Source organism: Trueperella sp. HMSC08B05 (assembly GCF_001808405.1).
GTDB lineage: Bacteria > Actinomycetota > Actinomycetes > Actinomycetales > Actinomycetaceae > Trueperella > Trueperella bernardiae.
In genome coordinates this window covers 157,803-175,494 of sequence record NZ_KV793232.1, presented here as the reverse complement: position 1 = coordinate 175,494, position 17,692 = coordinate 157,803, and the positions used below count along the sequence as shown (strand labels likewise).

The following is a 17,692-nucleotide window of genomic DNA, read 5'->3' as shown; positions in this document are numbered from 1 at the left end:
GGACGGCCCTGGGAGGGAAAATGCGCCTGACGAAACTGCAGGTCAAGAACTGGAGGAATTTCCACGAGATTGACTTCCGCCTGGGGCAGCGCCTCATTATCGTCGGTGCGAACGCCACCGGCAAGTCAAACCTCCTGGATGTCTTCCGCTTCCTGCGTGACATCGCAAGCCCCCAGGGCGGCCTGAGCTCCGCGATTGAGAACCGTGGCGGTTTGAGTACGATCCGCAATCTCAACGCGCGCAACTTCAATAACGGGCACGTTGAAATCCTCGTGGTCATGGATGACGGCGGCGAGGAATGGACCTACAATCTTGCGATCAGCCGGGAGTCCTCGGGCCTGCGCCGGCCGACCGTTGCGAAGGAAGTGGTGACGCGAGCGGGCGAGACTATCCTTTCGCGCCCCAACGCGGCCGACAACGCCGATCCGGTCCTGCTCACTCAGACCCACCTGGAGCAGATCGCGAGCAACACGAAGTTCCGGGACGTGGCGAGGTTCTTCGAAGGGATTCGCTACTCGCATCCCTCCCCGCAGAGCATTCGTCACTCCAGTCCCACCCGGACATCGAGTGACGCCGTGGGGAACGGGCTCATTGCGGAGATCAACGCCACGCAGGAGCGCACTCGGCTGGCTCGCCTGAAGCGCATCCAAGCGGCGCTTCAGACGGCGGTGCCGAACTTTGAATCGCTGAAGCTGGAGATCGACAAGGCCGGGCACCCACACCTGGTCGCGGCCTTCAAGAACTGGCGAAAGAATCCGGCGAACCAGCTCGAAACTGAGTTTTCCGACGGCACGTTGCGGCTCATCGCACTACTCTGGGCAGTGCTTTCCCAGCCTCGATCCGAGGGGATCTTGCTGCTGGAGGAGCCCGAGATCTCGCTTAACCGTGAGATCATTCAGCAACTCCCGTCGATGATCGCCTCCGTCCAGCGTGGCAAGGACATGCAGGTGGTCATGACCTCTCACTCGCCCGACCTGCTCGACGATGAGGGCGTTGCCAGCGAGGAGATCTTGGTACTCACGCGCGGAGACGAGAACACGCAGGCTAGTCTGCTATCGGAGTGTTCGCCGGAGTCAGATTTCGTCGATACCGGAGTGCTGAAGTCCGAGGCCATCTCCAATCTCATCAACCCTCGCATCGGTACCGGTCTTGTCCAAGCGATGCAGTGATGGCCGCGCGTGTCTACCTTGTGTGTGAGGGGAGGAGTGACCTTGCCTTCCTTGCGCGTCTTGTGGAGTATGTGGGAGCGGAGGTGTGTGGCGATTTCATTCAAAATGGCGTTGCAAATCTTGACAAGAAGATCAGTGCGTACTGTGAAGCGGCGTCGGTACCAGACGGGGGCGTTTGGTTGGTCGTACGTGACTCGGACGGAAAGTGCCCGGTTGATCTTCGGCAGGCTTTGCTCGGTGGTTCCTGCCCAAGCAGCTTTCTCCTCAGAATCGCCGACCCCATGATCGAGGAGTGGATGCTGGCCGACCATGAGGGCGCCGCTTCTTTCTTTAGAGTGCCGACTAATGAGGTGCGCAATGCGCAGCGAAGTGTGCGCCCCAAGAAGGAGCTTTTAAGGGCCGTCGCTCGTTTCGGAACGAAGACGATGAAACAGCGCCTGGTGAGAGACGGCCATCGGCCTGGCCCGGAATTCGAGTCGGTATATGGTGAGTTCTCTCAGGTGTGGGACATCGACAATGCGATGAAGGATTCCGAGAGTTTACGCCGGGCGCACGATGCCCTGTGCCGCGCACTTTTGCTGTCCTAGCCCCGTTTTTCGCACGCAATGGTGAGGGCGCGACTATCATAGGAGCATGACTGAACAAACACTGATCCTTGTCAAGCCTGACGGCGTGGAGCGTGGTCTCACTGGCGAGATCCTGCGCCGTATCGAAGCGAAGGGCTACCGCATCGTGCGGATGCGCATGCTCACCGCCACTGACGATCTGCTGGCCCGCCACTACCACGAGCACACGGAAAAGCCCTTCTACGCGGGCATGACCGCCTACATGAAGTCCGGCCCCATCGTCGCGGCCGTCATTGAGGGCGATCGTGTGATCGAGGGCGTCCGCTCCCTGTCCGGTGCCACCGAGCCGACTGCGGCCGCGCCCGGCACGATCCGTGGCGACCTCGGGCGTGATTGGGGCGACGGCGAGATCCGCAACCTCATCCATTCCTCTGACGGTGCGGAGTCAGCCGCCCATGAGATCTCCGTCTGGTTCGACTAGGTCTCGTAGCGCGTTCGCTTTGGTCGCTGGACTCGCCCTCCTGGGCGGGTGCTCCAGCGACCCGATGAGTGAGGTCACGTATAACCTCGCGTCCTCGGCCACTTACTCGGAGGACGAGGTGCGCGAGGCGGCGGACGTCGTCGTTGATCATTGGACGGCGTTGTCAGAGGTGCTGGAGGATTTCGGGTCGGTGACGTACACGGGCGAGCTCGACTCCGATTATTGGGCGAGCCAGTACGACGGAGATGAGGCCCTCGTGCTCACAGTCGACTTCATCACGAATGACAAGGCTCCCGAGATGGGGCTGAACGGCGACGATACGTATACGGATTACAAGGAGATCCTTGTGCGTAATGATGGCGGCCCCTGGAGGGTTGTTGACGGTGGATACGGCTGACCATATCCCGGCTGAGGGTGAACCCGAGCCGCGCGGATGGCATGTGTTCACCCACGTGACGCTCATTGCGCTGGCGGTGTGGGTTTCCTGCGCCACCGCTCTGTGGCTCGCCATCACCCTGCCGGGCCGCGAATGGGACTCCGTCCGCCTCGGCTGGTGGATCACGGATCCGCTGAAGATCGTCGTGGTCATCGGGGCGGCCCCGCTGCTCGCGTGCCTGGGCGCGCTGGCCGCCTGGAGGTGGCGGACGTGGGGGATCGGGCTGGCGATGTTAGCCTGGGTGTTCGCCCTGCCCCTTGCGGGGATCACATGGCTGGGCATCGCACCTTCGATGCTCACCTTCGCTTACCTCGACAGCTGGTGTTTCGACCCGGCGGACTGCCGGGAGGGCTGGCAGAGCGACGTCGGCGAGTACGAGTCCCTCTCGCCTTTCACCATGCGCCGCCGGCCAATCCCCGAATCCGAGCTTGTCACCGTGCCGGAGGTCGAGGCCACCCCGGAGGCCACCGCCTCACCGTCGCCTGAGCCTTGGTCCCTGCCGACCGTGGCGGCCAGGTGGGACGTGGGGGAGGTGGAGGCCTTCGATGTCGACCCCGAGCACGCGGTCGTCGTCGTGGACAAGGCCGGCCCTGCTAACCGCAACGTCTTCGTCGAGCGTATGGGTCAGGAGTGGGTCTATGTTGCGGAGTTGCCATCGACGGGCGCGGTAGAGGACGTCGAGGTAGCCGCGGGCCGGATCGAGGTGACGTTCATGCGCACGGATGGGAGCCGCGAGCGCGCCGTATCCATCGACGGCGGGATCACGTGGAGCGCGGATAGCTGAAAATTTGCTCGTCCACGATAAACTGGGCGCGTGCACCTGAAAACCTTGACCTTGCGTGGCTTTAAGTCTTTCGCCACGACCACCACCATGAGCTTCGAGCCGGGTATTAACTGTGTGGTGGGCCCGAATGGGTCGGGTAAGTCGAATGTGGTGGATGCGCTCGCGTGGGTGATGGGCGAGCAGGGTGCGAAGAATCTGCGCGGCGGGAACATGGCCGACGTGATCTTCGCTGGAACCGCGAAGCGCCCCGCGCTGGGCCGCGCCGAGGTCACGCTCACGATCGACAACACCGACGGCGCGTTGCCCATTGAGTTTTCCGAGGTCACGATCTCGCGCACCCTGTTCCGCACGGGTGGTTCGGAGTATGCGATCAACGGCACGGCCTGCCGCTTGCTCGATATCCAGGAGCTGCTGTCGGACACGGGCATGGGCAAGGAGATGCACGTCATCATCGGGCAGGGCAAGCTTGACGAGGTGCTGACGGCCACGCCTGAGGACCGCCGCGGTTTCATCGAGGAGGCCGCCGGCGTGCTCAAGCATCGGCGCCGGAAGGAAAAGGCGCTGCGGAAGCTAGAGTCGATGCAGGGCAATCTCACGCGCATTGAGGACCTTGCCGGGGAGTTGCGCCGCCAGCTCGGCCCGCTCGCCCGCCAGGCGGCCACGGCCCGGCGCGCCCAGGTCATCCAGGCTGAGGTGTTCGACGCGCGGGCTCGCATTCTTGCCGACGACGTCGCCCAGGCCCAGGCGCGCCTGCAGGCTCAGTCGGTGAATGAGAAGAAGCTCCAGGAATCCGCGGCCGAGTTGGCCGCGCGCGTGGCGAGGGCGGCGAACGAGGTGTCCGAGCTCCAGGCGGCGGCGGATGCGGCCAGCACGCAGATCGCGGCGCTGACGGAGAACTGGCAGCGGCTCGGCTCGCTCGTGGAGCGCTTCCGCGGGCTGGCGAACCTTGCCACCGAGCGCGAGCGTTCCCTGCTTCAGACCGGCCCGTCGGCGCATCGCGGGGAGGCCCCGGAGCGTATCTGGCAGCGGGCGGAGGAGGCCCGGGTCGAGGAGGAGAGCCTGGGTAAGGAGGTCCGCGCTGCCGAGGACGCGCTGCGTGAGGTAATCTCTCGGCGGGAGGGCGCCGAATTGCGCGAGCGTGAGCTGGACCAGGAGCTTGCCACCGTCAACCGCTCTGTGGCCGATCGCCGCGAGCTGGCAGCCCGGTTGAATGGCAAGATTGCCACGGCGAGTTCGCGCATCGAGTCGCTTGCCGCTGAAAAGGAGCGCGTGGCCGCCGCGATGGCGGAGGCCGGCAAGCGCGCGGATGCCGCCGAGCAGCAGGTCATCGAGCTTGAGGAGCAGGCGGTGGCTCACACCGACGGCGACGACACGCTCTCTATCGCCCACGAAGAGGCGGCGCGCGTGCGCCAGGGTGCGCATGATGCGGTCGAGGAGGCCCGCCAGGCCGTGGCCGCCGCGCAGTCCTCGGTGGTGGAGTGGCGCACGAAGGCCGACACCCTCGAACTCTCGCTCGCCCCCGAGGACGCCACCGCCTGGCTCTTGGACGAGCACCGCACGGGCGTGGTGGGCCTGGTGCGGGATGCGGTGAAGATCGCCGGAGGCTGGGAGGCCGCCGCCGAGGCCGCGCTGTCGGGCGTTGCAACGGGGGCGATCGTGCGCGACGTCGACGCCGCCGTCGACGCCCTGCGGGCCGCCCGCGAGGCCGACGCCGGCCACCTCGAGCTCCTCATCGAGTCCGGTGCGCGATCCGATCGCGACGACGCCGCCCGCGCGGCGCTCGCACAGACTAATCTTGCCGCCGACCAGGCGCGGCTGGCCTCCGACGTCGTGGAGGGAGAGGGCAGCTCGGCCGTGGCTCTGCGCGCGCTAGTGACCGGCACGGTGCTCGCGGTCGACCTCGCCGCCGCCAAACAGCTCCTCGACGCCGGCGCGCCGGCGGTGGCGACCATGGCTGGCGACGTCCTGTCCGGCACCCACGCCTGGGGCGGGCAGGTGCAGGCGGCCGCGATCCTCGCGCGCCAGGCTGCTTACGACGACGCCCGGGCCCAGACCACCGCCGCCACCGAGGCCCTCGCGCGGGCCGAGGAGGAGCTGGCCCGCGCTCACGCAGCCGCCGCGGTCGCCGATGAGGACTTTGACCAGATCGCCGCCCAGCTCGGCGCCCGCGATTCGCACCTGGCGGCTGTCAGCGCCCAGCTCGGGGTGCTGCGCCAATCGCTGTCGGCTGCTCACCAGGAGATCGAGCGTAACGAGGAACGTGTGCGCCGGATTGACCACGATCTTGAACGGCACATCGACGAACTTGCCGACCTGCGTGAGCAGCAGGGCCAGCTCGAGGACGCCCCGGAGGACCTGGCCAAGCACGCGGCCGAGCTGTCAGCCGAGCGGGACGCGGCACACAAGCTCACCGTGGCGGCGCGTTCGGACGAGACGGAGGCCCGGCTGAGGCTCCGCACCCGCGAGGAGCGCCTGCGCGCGATCGCCGGCAAGTCGGAGGCGCTCCAGGCGCAGGCCCGCTCGGTCGAGGCCCGCATCGCCCAGGAGGAGCGCGCGGCAGCCCGGCGCCAGGAGGCGGCCGGGGTGGCGGAACAGGTGGCGAAGGACGCCACGGCCGCGCTCGTCGTCGCGCAAGAATACCTTGCGGCCCTCAGCGCTGAGCGCGAGGAGGCCGAGGGCATGCGCGCCACACGCGAGGGCGAACTCTCCGCGGCACGCACTAGCCTCGAGCGGCTGCGCCAGGAACAGCGCGAACTCGACGACCTGGGCCACCGCCACGAACTCGCGCTCGCCGAACAGCGCCTCAAGTACGAGCAGCTCGCGGCGAAGGCGATCGATGACCTGGGCATGTCAGCTGACACGCTCGTGGCCGAGTTCGGCCCCCACCTCATGATCACCTTGCCGCAGGCGGAGGGCGAGAAGCCGAAGCCGGAGCAGCCGTTCGTGCGCGAGGAACAGGAAAAACGCCTGATCAAGGCCGAACGCGACCTGGCACGCCTGGGCAAGATCAACCCCCTCGCCCTCGAAGAGCACGCCGCGCTCGAGGAACGCCAGCGCTACCTCACTGAGCAGCTTGAGGACCTGCGCCAGTCGCGGGCGGACCTGCTGGGGATCGTGCGCGACATCGACCAGCGCGTGAACGAGGTGATGACCAGCGCGCTTTCGGACGTGGCCCGCGAATTCGAGACGACCTTCGCCAGCCTCTTCCCGGGCGGGAAGGGACAGCTGGTGCTCACCGACCCCGACGATGTGCTTGCTACCGGCGTCGACATCGAGGCCCGCCCGCCGGGCAAGCGGGTCAAGCGGCTCTCGCTCCTGTCGGGTGGGGAGCGCTCGCTGACGGCCGTGGCGTTCCTCATCGCGATCTTCAAGGCGCGTCCCTCGCCGTTCTACGTCATGGACGAGGTGGAGGCCGCGCTCGACGACACGAATCTCTCCCGCCTCCTTGGGCTGTTCGAGGAGCTGCAGGACAACTCGCAGCTGCTCATCATCACCCACCAAAAGCGCACCATGGAGATCGCCGACGCTCTTTACGGTGTGGCCATGCGCGAAGACGGCGTTACCAGCGTCATCTCCCAGCGGGTCAAGGACCTCGCCGGAAGCTAACGACGCACGGGCGGCGGGCAGGTACGGACCCTGGTCCCGGCTGCCAGCAGGGACCGTGACCCAATTGTGATGGAAACGCCCACGGCGAAGCGTGCTATTTGGGTGGGGCTGGTCTAGAACTAAAGGGTGATGACCATTCTGATGAGTGCAGCTGTTGTGGGGACCGTCGGCGGCGGCGCCTACTATTTAGCGCGCGGACGCAAGACCGCCGAAGGGCGCGAATGGGTCGAGGAATCGGTCAGGGCGTGGCGCTCGAATGAGTTGGACGGGGACAGGTTCGTGGTTCACATGAAGGACACACACCTGTCGGATATGTTTGCCACCTTCGGCGGCGATCAGCGCGATCCCTACTACTCCCCGGACGGCATTGAGGAAAAGTTCTCCCGCGCGGTCGGCTCCTCGGCCCCGCGTAAAGTCCTTGACGCCACCGAGCTTGCCGTCATCAAGGCGCTCGAGGCTGCCGGGGACGTCAAGCAGGACTACTCGGAGCGCGCTTCCCACAAGGCGCCGGCCCAGTCCACGCGCGCGCAGAAGGTGTGGGCGGCGTGCTCGGCGGGTGCTGGCACGGTGGCACAGGTGGCCAAGCAGGGTGCGCGAGGCTCTGCTCGGCTCGGCAGGGCGCTGTATCGCGGTGCGCGTCGGATCCCGGGCGCCGTGCGTCGTCGTCGGTGATCACGCCCGAAGGAGGCTCCGATAACATCGGGCATAACGGTAATAAGGACATCATGACCGCTATCACCGACGATATTGCGCGTCGCATCAACGACGCCGCCGCCCAGATGACCGACGAGCTTGTGGAGTGGCGCCGTGACTTCCACCGCTACCCCGAGCTTGGCTTCCAGGAGTACCGCACCACCGTGATCATCCTGGAGCGCCTCACCGATTGGGGCTACGAGGTGCTCTACGGCCCCGACGTGTGCGAGGCCGACGAGCGCATGGGCCTGCCCGGTCCCGACGCCGACGCCGCGGCCTTCCAGCGCGCGCTCGACGAGGGCGCCGCCCCCGCGTGGCTGGAGAGGATCAAGGACCAGTTCACGGGCGCGGTGGCGATCATGCGCAACGGGGAGGGGCCCACGGTCGGCATGCGTTTCGACATCGACGCCCTGCCCATCCACGAGGCCGACGACGACGATTTCGAGCCGGCCGCCAAGGGCTTCCGCTCCGAGCATGAGGGCACTATGCATGCCTGCGGCCACGACGCCCACATCACCATCGGTCTGGGCACCGCCAAGCTACTGGCCGAGATGAAGGATTCGTGGTCCGGCACGCTAAAGATCATCTTCCAGCCCGCGGAGGAGGGCGTGCGAGGGGCGAAGTCGATCGTGGCCAAGGGCCACCTTGACGACGTCGACTTCATGCTCGCCCAGCACGTGGATGAGAAGTCCCAGGACGGGGACATCTGCTCCGGAGCGGGCGGCGCGCTCGCGACCACGAAGATGGACGTGAACTTCTTCGGCCGCTCGGCTCACGCCTCGGGCGCGCCCGAGGAGGGGCGCAACGTGGTGCCGGCCGTGGCTACCGCGATCCTCAACCTGTACGCGATCTCCCGCCACTCGCACGGGCCCAGCCGGGTCAACGTGGGCAAGGTGATCATCGACGGTGGGCGCAACATCATCGCCGACAAGGCGCACCTGGAGATTGAGGTGCGGGGCGATACCACCGAGACCAACGAGTACATGGAAAAGCGGGCCAGGGCGGTGATCAAGGCGGCGGCCGCGATGTACGAGCTCGAGTATGAGATCGTGCGGATGGGGGAGTCGATCTCGCTCGATTCCGACCGCGAGCTCATGGAGCGCATCGACGCCGTCGCAGCGGAGCTGGGCCTGAAGGCGCACCAGCCGAACTGGATGGAGGCCTCCGGATCGGAGGACTACGCCTTCATGATGGATCGGGTCCAGGCCAACGGCGGCAAGGCCACCTTCATCCGCATGCTCACCGCTTCGCCCGCCGGCGCGCATAACCGTAAGTTCTGCGTGGAGGAAAAGGTGTTACCGGCCGGGGTTCGGATCTTCACCGGCGCCGCGATCGACCTCATGCCGCGCGGCGAGTAAAGTATTTTGGACGGTTTCGGCGAGATCTTCTTTATATGGGGACATCGCGCCGGAACCGTCCAAGGTTTTTCAATGGGCCTGGTGGCGCGGTCCGCCGAGCGAGTCACTCTTTGGAATATCGCCCGATGTAGGCGAGACTAGAGCCGTGGATACTCAACAGATCATCATTCTTATCCTTGGCATTCTTGCTATTCTCGCCCTTGGCACGGCGCTGGTTGTGCGCCAGCGCAGGTCTTCGTCGAAGGAGCTGCCCTGGGAGCAGCGCCCCGAGCTCGAGCAGCAGGCGCTGGCCGAGGCTGAGCCCGACGTCGAGGCGCCGGTAGCGCCGCAGGTTCCGGCCGAACCTGGGCCGGCCGAGCCCGAGGTCCCTGCGGAGCCCGCGGTCCCCGAGGTCGAGGTCCCGGCCGTCGAGGTTCCTGAATCGGTGGGCTCGCGCATGGAGCGCCTGCGCGGGCGCCTTGCCGCCTCGGGCGCGCTCGGGCGCGCGCTCCTGTCGATCCTGTCGCGCGGCGACCTGTCCGAGGCGGACTGGGAGGAGTTCGAGGACACGCTCCTCATGGCCGACCTCGGCCTGGACGCCACCACCGAGCTCATGGACACCCTGCGCACGCAGACCAAGGTGCGCGGTACCACCGACGTGGAGGAGGTGCGCGTGATCCTGCGCGAGGAGTTGCTCGCGCTCGTCGGCCCGGACATGGACCGTTCCCTTAACCTTGAGCCCGTCGTCGCCGACGACGCCCGCCACCCGGCTTCGATCCTCATGGTCGGGGTCAACGGCACGGGCAAGACGACCACCACCGGCAAGCTGGCCCGCCTCCTCGTGGCCGACGGCAAGAGCGTGGTGCTCGGCGCTGCTGACACGTTCCGCGCGGCTGCCGCCGACCAGCTTGCCACGTGGGGTGAGCGCGTTGGCGTCGACGTCGTGCGATCCGACCGTGAGGGTGCAGACCCGGCGTCGGTGGCCTTCGAGGCCGTCAAGGTCGGGCGCGAGTCCGGGGCCGACGTCGTGATCGTCGACACCGCCGGCCGCCTGCAGAACAAGGCGGGCCTCATGGACGAGCTGGGCAAGATCCGACGCGTCATGGAAAAGGGCGCCCCGCTACGCGAGGTGCTGTTGGTGCTGGACGCGACAACGGGCCAGAACGGCATGACACAGGCGAAGGTGTTCGCGGAGGTCGCCGGGATCACCGGCATCGTGCTCACCAAGCTGGACGGCACAGCCAAGGGTGGGATCGTGGTCTCGGTCCAGCGCGAGCTTGGCGTGCCGGTGAAGTTCGTCGGTCTGGGGGAGGGCGCCGACGATCTGGCACCCTTCAACCCGGAGGATTTCGTCGATTCCCTCCTCGCCTAATCTCCTGCCCCAAGCGCGCCACCTGGCCGGCGGCGCGCTTGGGGTAGACTTTTGCTCGTTCTATTACTTCGTTTGAGGTCTGCATGTTTAATTCGCTTTCTGATCGGATCACCGGTTCGCTTCGCAACCTGCGCAAGGCAGGGCGCCTGTCGGAGAAGGACGTCGAAGCGGTCATCGGCGACATTCGCCGCGCGCTGCTGGATGCGGACGTGGCCCTGCCCGTCGTGCGGCAGTTCACCGCCGCGGTCCGTGAGAAGGCGGTGGGTGCGGTGGCGAGCCAGGCGCTCAACCCCGCCCAGCAGGTGGTCAAGATCGTCAACGAGGAGCTCATCGAGGTGCTCGGCGGTCAAACCCGCGAGCTGAACTGGGCCCCCAAGCCGCCCACGGTCATCATGCTCGCCGGCCTCCAGGGTGCGGGCAAGACCACCCTGGCCGGCAAGCTCGGCCGCTGGCTGCGCGAGAACGGCCACCGCCCGCTCCTCGTGGCCTCGGACCTGCAGCGCCCCAACGCCGTCAACCAGCTCCAGGTGGTCGGCGAGCAGGCCGGTGTCCACGTCTTCGCCCCCGAGCCGGGCAACGGCATCGGCGACCCGGTCGAGGTGGCCCGCAACTCGGTTCGTTACGCGAAGGAAAATACGTTCGACGTGGTGGTGGTCGACACGGCCGGCCGCCTCGGTGTGGACGAAGAGATGATGGCCCAGGCGCGCGACATCCGTGATGCCGTCAACCCTGATGAGATCCTGTTCGTGCTGGACGCGATGGTCGGCCAGGACGCGGTCAATACCTCCCTCGCCTTCCGTGACGGGGTGGGCTTCACCGGTGTGGTCCTTTCCAAGCTCGACGGCGACGCCCGCGGCGGCGCCGCGCTGTCCGTGCGCGGGGTGACCGGCCAGCCGGTCCTGTTCGCCTCCACGGGCGAGAAGCTGGACGCCTTCGAACGCTTCCACCCGGACCGTATGGCCTCCCGCATCCTTGACATGGGTGACCTGCTCACCCTCATCGAACAGGCCGAGCGCACGTGGAGCGAGCAGCAGGCCGAGGACCTGGCCTCGAAGATGGCCGGCGGCGACTTCACGCTTGACGACTTCCTCGAGCAGCTCAACCAGATCCGCAAGATGGGCTCGATGAAGAAGCTCATGGGCATGTTGCCCGGCATGGGCCAGTACCGCGAGGCGCTCGAGGAGTTCGACGAGCGGGAGATCGACCGCCAGGAGGCGATCATCAAGTCGATGACCCCGGCCGAGCGCGCCGACACCCGCATCCTCAACGGCTCGCGTCGCCTGCGCATCGCCAACGGCTCGGGCACCACGGTCACGGAAGTCAACCAGCTCGTGGACCGCTTCGAGCAGGCGAAGAAGGTCATGACCAGCATGTCGCGCGGCGGGATGCCGAACATCCCGGGCATGCCGAACATGCCGGGCATGGGCGGTGGCTACACGAAGCGGCAGAACAAGAAGAAGCGCAACACCTCCGGTTCGAAGAAGGGCCGCTCGGGCAACCCGGCCAAGCGCCGCCAGCAGGAACTCGCCGCCCAGCGTGAGGCCGAGGCGAAGAAGGGCAGCGCGTTCGGCGGCCCGCAGGCCAAGCCCGAGGTCGACATGGAGGAGCTGGCGCGCTTCCTCAAGTAGGCGGGGAGGAATCATGACCGTTCATCTTCGCGGTACCCTCCGTGGGACCGACGCGAGCCAAGCCTGGATCGACGGCGGTCGCCTCGCCTTTTCGCCCCCGCGCTCCGGTGGGGGAGAGGAGATTGCGGGCTTCGCTTACCCCGGCCTCCTCGACGTCCACACCCCCCCCGGCATGCGCCGCACGCCCGAGCCGCTCCCGGTGGCTGAGATGCGCCGTCGCCTGCAGGTGCTGGCCCGGCACGGGATCACCACTGTTCGCGACGCCGGGGGCCAGCACGATGCGAAGGTCGCGTGGGAGCCGGGGCTGGCCCGCGTCATGCATTCGGGCCAGCACATTGCGCGCTTCAAGCGTTACGAACGCCACCTCGCTGTCGACGTCGAACCCGCAGGCCTCCCCGCCGAGGCCGTGCGCCAGTTCGAGCGCGGGGATGGTTGGATCAAGATCGTAGGCGACTGGATCGACCGCGAGGTCGGCGACACCACGCCGCTGTGGCCGTGCAGGGCGCTGATCGACGCTGTGGCCGCCGTTCACGACGCCGGGGGCAAGGTCACCGCCCACACCTTCGCCACCGAGACGGTGGATGACCTGCTGGAGGCGGGCGTGGACGGGATCGAGCACGGCACGGGTATGACCCGTGACCACCTGCTGGAGGCCGCCGCGCGGGGGATCCTCATCACCCCCACGGTTCACCAGATCCGCCGCTTCCCCGAGTTCGCGGCCAAAGGCGCGAAGTTCCCCACCTACGTGGAACGCATGCTGGGGATGGACGCGAGGCGCCGCGAGCACCTGGCCCTCATGGTCGAGACAGACACGCACTTCCTCATGGGCTCCGACACGGCGGAGAACGTGGCGGAGGTCAACCTGGTTGACGAACTCATCGACGCGGTCGAGGACGGGATGCCGGCCGACCTCGTCATGGCGGCCGCCACCTTTGATGGGCGAGCCAAGATCGGCTTCGACGTGTGGGCGGAAGGGGAGCCGGCCGACGTCGTCGTGTACCGGGAAGACCCGGAAGTCAACATCGAGACGCTACGCGAGCCGCTGGCCGTGTTCGCCTCAGGGGTGCGCGTCATCTAGGCCGCGCCGGCCCGTCAGGTCGGCGGGCTAGGACCAGTACTCGTCGCCGAGCGGGATGAAGCCCTCGGGGATATCCTCATACGAGGCCTCGTCCTCGATCGGTTCGACGTGGATGACGATGTCGGTGTTGTCGAGCCGGGCCTGGATCGCGCGCTCGACCTCCATCGCGAGGTCGTGGCCCTGCTTGACCGTCCACAGCCCCGGCACCTGGAGGTCGACGTTGATGAAGCGCTCGCGGCCGGACTGGCGGGTCTGCAGACCGTGGAAGCTGATCGAGCCCGGCTGGCTGAAGCTTCGCAGGACCTCGACGATGGCCGCGTTTTCGTCGTCGGGAAGTGTGACGTCCATGAGGCCGGAGAGCGAGGTGCGCAGGAGCGAGAGGCCCGTCCACACGATGTTGATGGCGACGGCGATCGCGATGAGGGGATCGAGGATGGACCAGCCGGTTGCCAGGACGAGGAGAAGGCCGACGATGACGCCGGCGGAGGTGATGAGGTCGGTGAGCAGGTGGCGCCCATCGGCCTCGAGCGTGATCGAGCGCTTCTTACGGCCCACGCGAATGAGGTACATGCCGGCGGCGCCGTTGATGAGGGCGGCGATGGCGGAGATGACCAGGCCAATCCCGAGGCTCTCCACGGGCTTGGAGTGAGCGAGGCGCATGATCGCGGCGAAGATGATGAGCGCGGCCGCGCCGAAGATCATGGCGCCCTCGATGGCGGTGGAGAAGTACTCGGCCTTCGAGCGCCCGAAGGTGTAGCGCGAGCTGGCGGGCTTGGCGGCCAGCATGAGCGAAATGAGGGCGATGACCGCCGCGACGAGGTTGACCACTGACTCCATCGCGTCCGACAGGAGGGAGACAGAGCCGGTGGCGAGGTAGGCTCCCGCTTTGAGCGCGATGGTCACGATAGCGACGCCGATCGAGAGCCACGCGTACGGCGCGAGGTTCTCCCTGTGGCGGGTGTCTTGGGGCATGACTCCATTGTCGTTCCTGCCAGCGGCGATGGGAACTAACAGTTGAGGGACCTTTCGCACACTTCGCTACAATGAAACGCCGTGTTTAGGGCTCCTGAAAACCCGGCACGTGACCACTACCACCGAGCGGAAAGCGAGCAGGGAGTGCAAAAAGTGGGCAAAGTCTGGCATCATGGTTCGTTGTACTCAGGCATCACCGGGTCCCTCTCACCCTGGCGGCGTCTCAGTCCGGGTAAAAACCAGACGCATGATTTCCCACGTTTCCGGTTGGAACCCACCAAACATGAACTAGGAGTGACCGCTAAAGTGGCAGTCAAGATTCGTTTGAAGCGTATGGGCAAGATCCGTGAGGCCCACTACCGCGTCGTCGTCGTCGATTCTCGCAAGAAGCGTGACGGCCGCGTCATTGAGGAGATCGGTTACTACAACCCGAACACCGAGCCGTCGGTGATCGACATCAACTCGGAGCGTGCTCGTTACTGGATCTCGGTCGGCGCCCAGCCGTCGGAGCCGGTGCTGGCTCAGCTGAAGATCACGGGTGATTGGCAGGCAGCCAAGGGTCTCGAGGGTGGCTCCACCCTGAAGACCGCCGAGGTTGTGGACATCGCCGCGCAGCGCGAGGAGGCCACCAAGGCCGTCCAGGCCGAGGCCGAGAAGCGCCGCGCCGACAAGGCGAAGGCTCGCGAGGAGGCCGAGGCGGCCGCCGCAGCGGAGGCTGCACAGGCTGAGGCCGAGGCTGACGTGGCTCCGGCAGAGGCTGAGGAAGCGTAATGCTTGCTGACGCCTTGGAACACCTCGTTCGCGGAATCGTGGACAATCCGGACGACGTCGAGGTCACCTCGCGCAACAACCGCCGCGGTGAGCTCCTCGAAGTCCGAGTCAATCCCGAGGACCTCGGGCGTGTGATCGGCCGCAACGGCCGCACGGCCAAGGCGTTGCGCTCCGTGATCGGCGCGCTTGCAACGCAGGGCCCGGTACGCGTTGACGTGATCGAAACCGATCTGTGATAACTTCCGTGAAGGACCCGCCAGGTGTGGCGGGTCCTTTGCTATCCAGGCAAGATTGAAGGAAGAGAAAAAGGGGGAGTCATGCAGTTGACGGTGGCGATCATTGGTGCCGCGAACGGCCTCAAGGGTGACGTGAAGTTGGACGTGCGCACGGACGATCCGGAGCGGCGGCTCGCCGTGGGCACCACGCTGGAGACCGACCCGGCCGACATGGGCCCGGTGACGATCACAGCGCGGCGCGAATACAAGGGCACCCAGTACGTGCGCTTCGCCGAGTACGCCGACCGCACGGGCGCCGAGTCGCTGCGCGGGGTGAAGCTGGTCATCGAGTCGGATGAGGACGAGGCGGAAGAAGATGCCTGGTTCCCGCACGAGCTCAAGGGCCTGGAGGTGCTTGACCCGGAGGGCTACGAGCTCGGCATCGTGGTCGGGCTCGAGCCGATGCCCGCTCAGGACCTGCTGGTGGTGCGCGAGCCGGACGGGATCATCACCCGGGTGCCCTTCGTCAAGGAGATCGTCACCGAGGTGGACCTCGAGGATAACTGCGTGATCATCGACGCCCCTCCCGGGCTCTTCTCGCCCGACGAGCTCGTGATCTCCGAGGAGACCGAGGGGCGGTAGGCGTGCGCTTTGACATCATCTCGGTCTTCCCCGAGTTCTTCTCCGTGCTCGACCTGTCGCTTGTCGGCAAGGCGCGCAGCCGCGGCCTTATCGATATCGCCGCGCACGACTTGCGCACCTGGACCGCCGACGTCCACCGCACCGTGGACGATTCGCCGTTCGGCGGGGGCGCCGGCATGGTGATGAAGCCGGACGTGTGGGGCAAGGCGATCGACGACGTCGTGGGCCCCGGCCGTGCCGTACTTGCGATCCCGACGCCCTCGGGCGCGATGCTCACGCAGCAGGCGTGCTGGGAGCTGGCGGAGGCTGACCAAATCGTCATCGCGTGCGGACGGTACGAGGGGATCGACGCCCGGGTGGCCGAACATTACCGTGCGGCGGGCATGGAGGTGGTCGAGTATTCGCTCGGCGACTACGTACTCAACGGGGGAGAGGTGGCCGCGATTGCGTTGGTCGAGGCCGTCTCGCGGCTCGTGCCGGGGATGGTGGGCAACCCCGAGTCGCTGCGCGAGGAATCGCACGGGGTGGCCGGCCTGCTCGAGTACCCGGTCTACACCCGGCCCACCTCCTTCCGCGGCCTGGACGTGCCCGAGGTCCTCACCTCCGGCGACCACGGGAAGGTGGCTCGCTGGCGGCGCGACCGCGCCCTCGAGCGCACGGCCGCCCGGCGCCCGGACATGATCGCCGTGCTCGACGTGGCTGGCTTGGGCAAGAGGGATCGCGCGACCTTGACCCGGCTCGGCTGGGTGGTCGGGGAGGGCCTGCAGCGCGTAGTCGTGAACGAGGCTGGGCCGGCGGAGGCGGGAGAGGTCGCTGCCCTTGCCGGCCGGCTCTTCCCGCACGCCTGCCCGCCCGGCATGGCCGACGCCGACATCGCGGCCTTCGTGGCCGAAAACCTGAGCTCGGAGCGGTTCGCGAACTACGTCGCCGACCCGCGCTACCTCGTGCTCGTGGCCCGCGTGGGTGGCAAGCTCGCCGGCTACGCGATGGCCTTCTTCCCGGCGAGCGCACAGGACCAGGCCGAGGCGATCGAGGCGGGGGCGCCGGTCGACGTCGTGCTGGAGGACACCCCGCGTGAGGGCGAGCTCGTGTACCTGTCCAAGCTCTACGTCGATACGCCGTGGCGCGGCACGGGCGTGTTCGACATCCTCATGCGCGAGGCCCTGGCCGAGGTGGCGCGGCGGGCCGAGGGTGGCGAGCCGTACGTCTGGCTAGGGACGAACACCGCCAACAAACGTGCCATCCGGGCCTACAAGCGGGCCGGCTTCAGGGTTGTGGGCGCGCGCGAATTCGTTGTGGGTGAGCAGATCAACAAGGATGTCACTTTGGCGATCCGGGCGCGTGTGCCACAATTGTAGGGCTTGTATGGGATTCGCGGCCTGCCGCAGGGGGCACGATCCGGCTGCAAGTTCTTTCCGACGAACGGGCGAAAGCCCGGAAAGCACTCTGACCTGCGCGCAGGGTGGTTGAGAAGATAATGAACATTATCGACAAGATTAACGAAGCATCGCTGACCGAGCGCCCCGACTTCCGCGCGGGTGACACGGTCAAGGTCAACGTGAAGGTTGTGGAAGGCCAGCGTCACCGTATCCAGGTCTTCCAGGGCGTTGTCATCGACCGCAAGGGCGGCAACGGCATTGGTGCGACCTTCACGGTCCGCAAGGTGTCCTTCGGTGTTGGCGTGGAGCGTCGCTTCCCGCTGCACTCCCCGAACGTTGACTCAATCGAGGTGGTCAGCCGTGGCCGCGTTCGCCGCGCCAAGCTGTACTACCTGCGCGATCGTCACGGCAAGGCCGCGAAGATCCGCGAGATGCGTGCAGACGCCTAAGGGTGTCGCAAGCTGGAAGCACCCGCGAGGGTGCTTCTTTTTTATCCACAGCCCGAACGCTGTCGGCGAAGTCACGTGGAGACACCCCGGCTCGGCGGCGAACGTGCCCGGCCG

Annotated in this window: 17 protein-coding genes; 16 read left to right on the top strand and 1 reads right to left on the bottom strand. The window is 66.7% G+C overall.

Annotation, left to right across the window (positions count from 1 at the left end):
- Positions 1 to 20 precede the first annotated feature (20 nt).
- The 11 genes from HMPREF3167_RS03245 to HMPREF3167_RS03195 all read left to right on the top strand — a co-directional run bounded on the left by HMPREF3167_RS03245 (position 21) and on the right by HMPREF3167_RS03195 (position 13,150).
- Complete coding sequence (locus HMPREF3167_RS03245) at positions 21 to 1,169, top strand: AAA family ATPase (RefSeq protein ID WP_062611988.1); 1,149 nt, start codon at positions 21 to 23, stop codon at positions 1,167 to 1,169.
- A gap of 281 nt (positions 1,170 to 1,450) precedes the next feature.
- Entirely contained in the window at positions 1,451 to 1,756 is a 306-nt protein-coding gene (locus HMPREF3167_RS09595; protein WP_148132377.1) for a hypothetical protein, read from the top strand.
- 46 nt (positions 1,757 to 1,802) lie between these two features.
- Positions 1,803 to 2,216, top strand: coding sequence for a nucleoside-diphosphate kinase (gene ndk / locus HMPREF3167_RS03235; protein ID WP_068538445.1), 414 nt, complete (start codon positions 1,803 to 1,805; stop codon positions 2,214 to 2,216).
- A 19-nt stretch (positions 2,217 to 2,235) separates the two neighbouring features.
- Complete coding sequence (locus HMPREF3167_RS03230) at positions 2,236 to 2,613, top strand: hypothetical protein (protein WP_143601953.1); 378 nt, start codon at positions 2,236 to 2,238, stop codon at positions 2,611 to 2,613.
- Positions 2,570 to 3,436, top strand: a complete 867-nt coding sequence (locus tag HMPREF3167_RS03225; protein WP_168160819.1) for a hypothetical protein — start codon at positions 2,570 to 2,572, stop codon at positions 3,434 to 3,436. The genes HMPREF3167_RS03230 and HMPREF3167_RS03225 overlap by 44 nt, the downstream gene beginning before the upstream one ends.
- A gap of 30 nt (positions 3,437 to 3,466) precedes the next feature.
- The gene (gene smc, locus HMPREF3167_RS03220) at positions 3,467 to 7,042 is read left to right on the top strand and encodes a chromosome segregation protein SMC (RefSeq protein ID WP_070445441.1); all 3,576 of its coding nucleotides are present in this window, start codon (positions 3,467 to 3,469) and stop codon (positions 7,040 to 7,042) included.
- A gap of 126 nt (positions 7,043 to 7,168) precedes the next feature.
- Positions 7,169 to 7,714, top strand: coding sequence for a hypothetical protein (locus tag HMPREF3167_RS03215; RefSeq protein WP_148132192.1), 546 nt, complete (start codon positions 7,169 to 7,171; stop codon positions 7,712 to 7,714).
- 53 nt (positions 7,715 to 7,767) lie between these two features.
- On the top strand, positions 7,768 to 9,093 hold the full coding sequence (locus HMPREF3167_RS03210) for an amidohydrolase (protein ID WP_068538530.1): 1,326 nt from the start codon (positions 7,768 to 7,770) through the stop codon (positions 9,091 to 9,093).
- Positions 9,094 to 9,238: 145 nt separating this feature from the next.
- Positions 9,239 to 10,444: a signal recognition particle-docking protein FtsY gene (gene ftsY / locus HMPREF3167_RS03205; protein WP_068538441.1), complete on the top strand. Its 1,206-nt coding sequence runs from the start codon at positions 9,239 to 9,241 to the stop codon at positions 10,442 to 10,444.
- Between the two features lie 83 nt (positions 10,445 to 10,527).
- Entirely contained in the window at positions 10,528 to 12,072 is a 1,545-nt protein-coding gene (gene ffh, locus HMPREF3167_RS03200) for a signal recognition particle protein (RefSeq protein WP_062612004.1), read from the top strand.
- Between the two features lie 13 nt (positions 12,073 to 12,085).
- Entirely contained in the window at positions 12,086 to 13,150 is a 1,065-nt protein-coding gene (locus tag HMPREF3167_RS03195; protein ID WP_070445438.1) for an amidohydrolase family protein, read from the top strand.
- A 27-nt stretch (positions 13,151 to 13,177) separates the two neighbouring features.
- On the opposite strand, the gene HMPREF3167_RS03190 is transcribed toward HMPREF3167_RS03195, so the two are convergent.
- The gene (locus HMPREF3167_RS03190) at positions 13,178 to 14,122 is read right to left on the bottom strand and encodes a cation diffusion facilitator family transporter (RefSeq protein WP_070445435.1); all 945 of its coding nucleotides are present in this window, start codon (positions 14,120 to 14,122) and stop codon (positions 13,178 to 13,180) included.
- A gap of 306 nt (positions 14,123 to 14,428) precedes the next feature.
- Here HMPREF3167_RS03190 and rpsP point away from each other — a divergent pair, with 306 nt between their 5' ends.
- From rpsP to rplS, 5 genes are all read left to right on the top strand, one after another.
- A complete protein-coding gene (rpsP, locus tag HMPREF3167_RS03185) occupies positions 14,429 to 14,893 on the top strand; it encodes a 30S ribosomal protein S16 (RefSeq protein ID WP_068538439.1) in 465 nt (154 codons plus the stop codon).
- Positions 14,893 to 15,129, top strand: a complete 237-nt coding sequence (locus HMPREF3167_RS03180) for an RNA-binding protein (protein WP_062612013.1) — start codon at positions 14,893 to 14,895, stop codon at positions 15,127 to 15,129. Before rpsP ends, HMPREF3167_RS03180 begins: the two co-directional genes overlap by 1 nt.
- Before the next feature lie 81 nt (positions 15,130 to 15,210).
- On the top strand, positions 15,211 to 15,750 hold the full coding sequence (rimM, locus tag HMPREF3167_RS03175; RefSeq protein ID WP_062612018.1) for a ribosome maturation factor RimM: 540 nt from the start codon (positions 15,211 to 15,213) through the stop codon (positions 15,748 to 15,750).
- 2 nt (positions 15,751 to 15,752) lie between these two features.
- Entirely contained in the window at positions 15,753 to 17,108 is a 1,356-nt protein-coding gene (gene trmD / locus HMPREF3167_RS03170; protein WP_068538438.1) for a tRNA (guanosine(37)-N1)-methyltransferase TrmD, read from the top strand.
- A 119-nt stretch (positions 17,109 to 17,227) separates the two neighbouring features.
- Positions 17,228 to 17,578: a 50S ribosomal protein L19 gene (rplS, locus tag HMPREF3167_RS03165; protein WP_068538437.1), complete on the top strand. Its 351-nt coding sequence runs from the start codon at positions 17,228 to 17,230 to the stop codon at positions 17,576 to 17,578.
- Positions 17,579 to 17,692 lie beyond the last annotated feature (114 nt).

What these genes read in the sequence shown, in the direction of transcription:
- rplS (WP_068538437.1), top strand. Translation starts at nt 17,228, where the DNA reads ATGAACATTATCGACAAGATTAACGAAGCATCGCTGACCGAGCGCCCC.
- HMPREF3167_RS03180 (WP_062612013.1), top strand. Translation starts at nt 14,893, where the DNA reads ATGCTTGCTGACGCCTTGGAACACCTCGTTCGCGGAATCGTGGACAAT.
- HMPREF3167_RS03225 (WP_168160819.1), top strand. Translation starts at nt 2,570, where the DNA reads ATGATGGCGGCCCCTGGAGGGTTGTTGACGGTGGATACGGCTGACCAT.
- rimM (WP_062612018.1), top strand. Translation starts at nt 15,211, where the DNA reads ATGCAGTTGACGGTGGCGATCATTGGTGCCGCGAACGGCCTCAAGGGT.
- HMPREF3167_RS09595 (WP_148132377.1), top strand. Translation starts at nt 1,451, where the DNA reads ATGATCGAGGAGTGGATGCTGGCCGACCATGAGGGCGCCGCTTCTTTC.
- ffh (WP_062612004.1), top strand. Translation starts at nt 10,528, where the DNA reads ATGTTTAATTCGCTTTCTGATCGGATCACCGGTTCGCTTCGCAACCTG.
- HMPREF3167_RS03210 (WP_068538530.1), top strand. Translation starts at nt 7,768, where the DNA reads ATGACCGCTATCACCGACGATATTGCGCGTCGCATCAACGACGCCGCC.
- HMPREF3167_RS03190 (WP_070445435.1), bottom strand. Translation starts at nt 14,122, where the DNA reads ATGCCCCAAGACACCCGCCACAGGGAGAACCTCGCGCCGTACGCGTGG.
- HMPREF3167_RS03195 (WP_070445438.1), top strand. Translation starts at nt 12,086, where the DNA reads ATGACCGTTCATCTTCGCGGTACCCTCCGTGGGACCGACGCGAGCCAA.
- ndk (WP_068538445.1), top strand. Translation starts at nt 1,803, where the DNA reads ATGACTGAACAAACACTGATCCTTGTCAAGCCTGACGGCGTGGAGCGT.
- HMPREF3167_RS03245 (WP_062611988.1), top strand. Translation starts at nt 21, where the DNA reads ATGCGCCTGACGAAACTGCAGGTCAAGAACTGGAGGAATTTCCACGAG.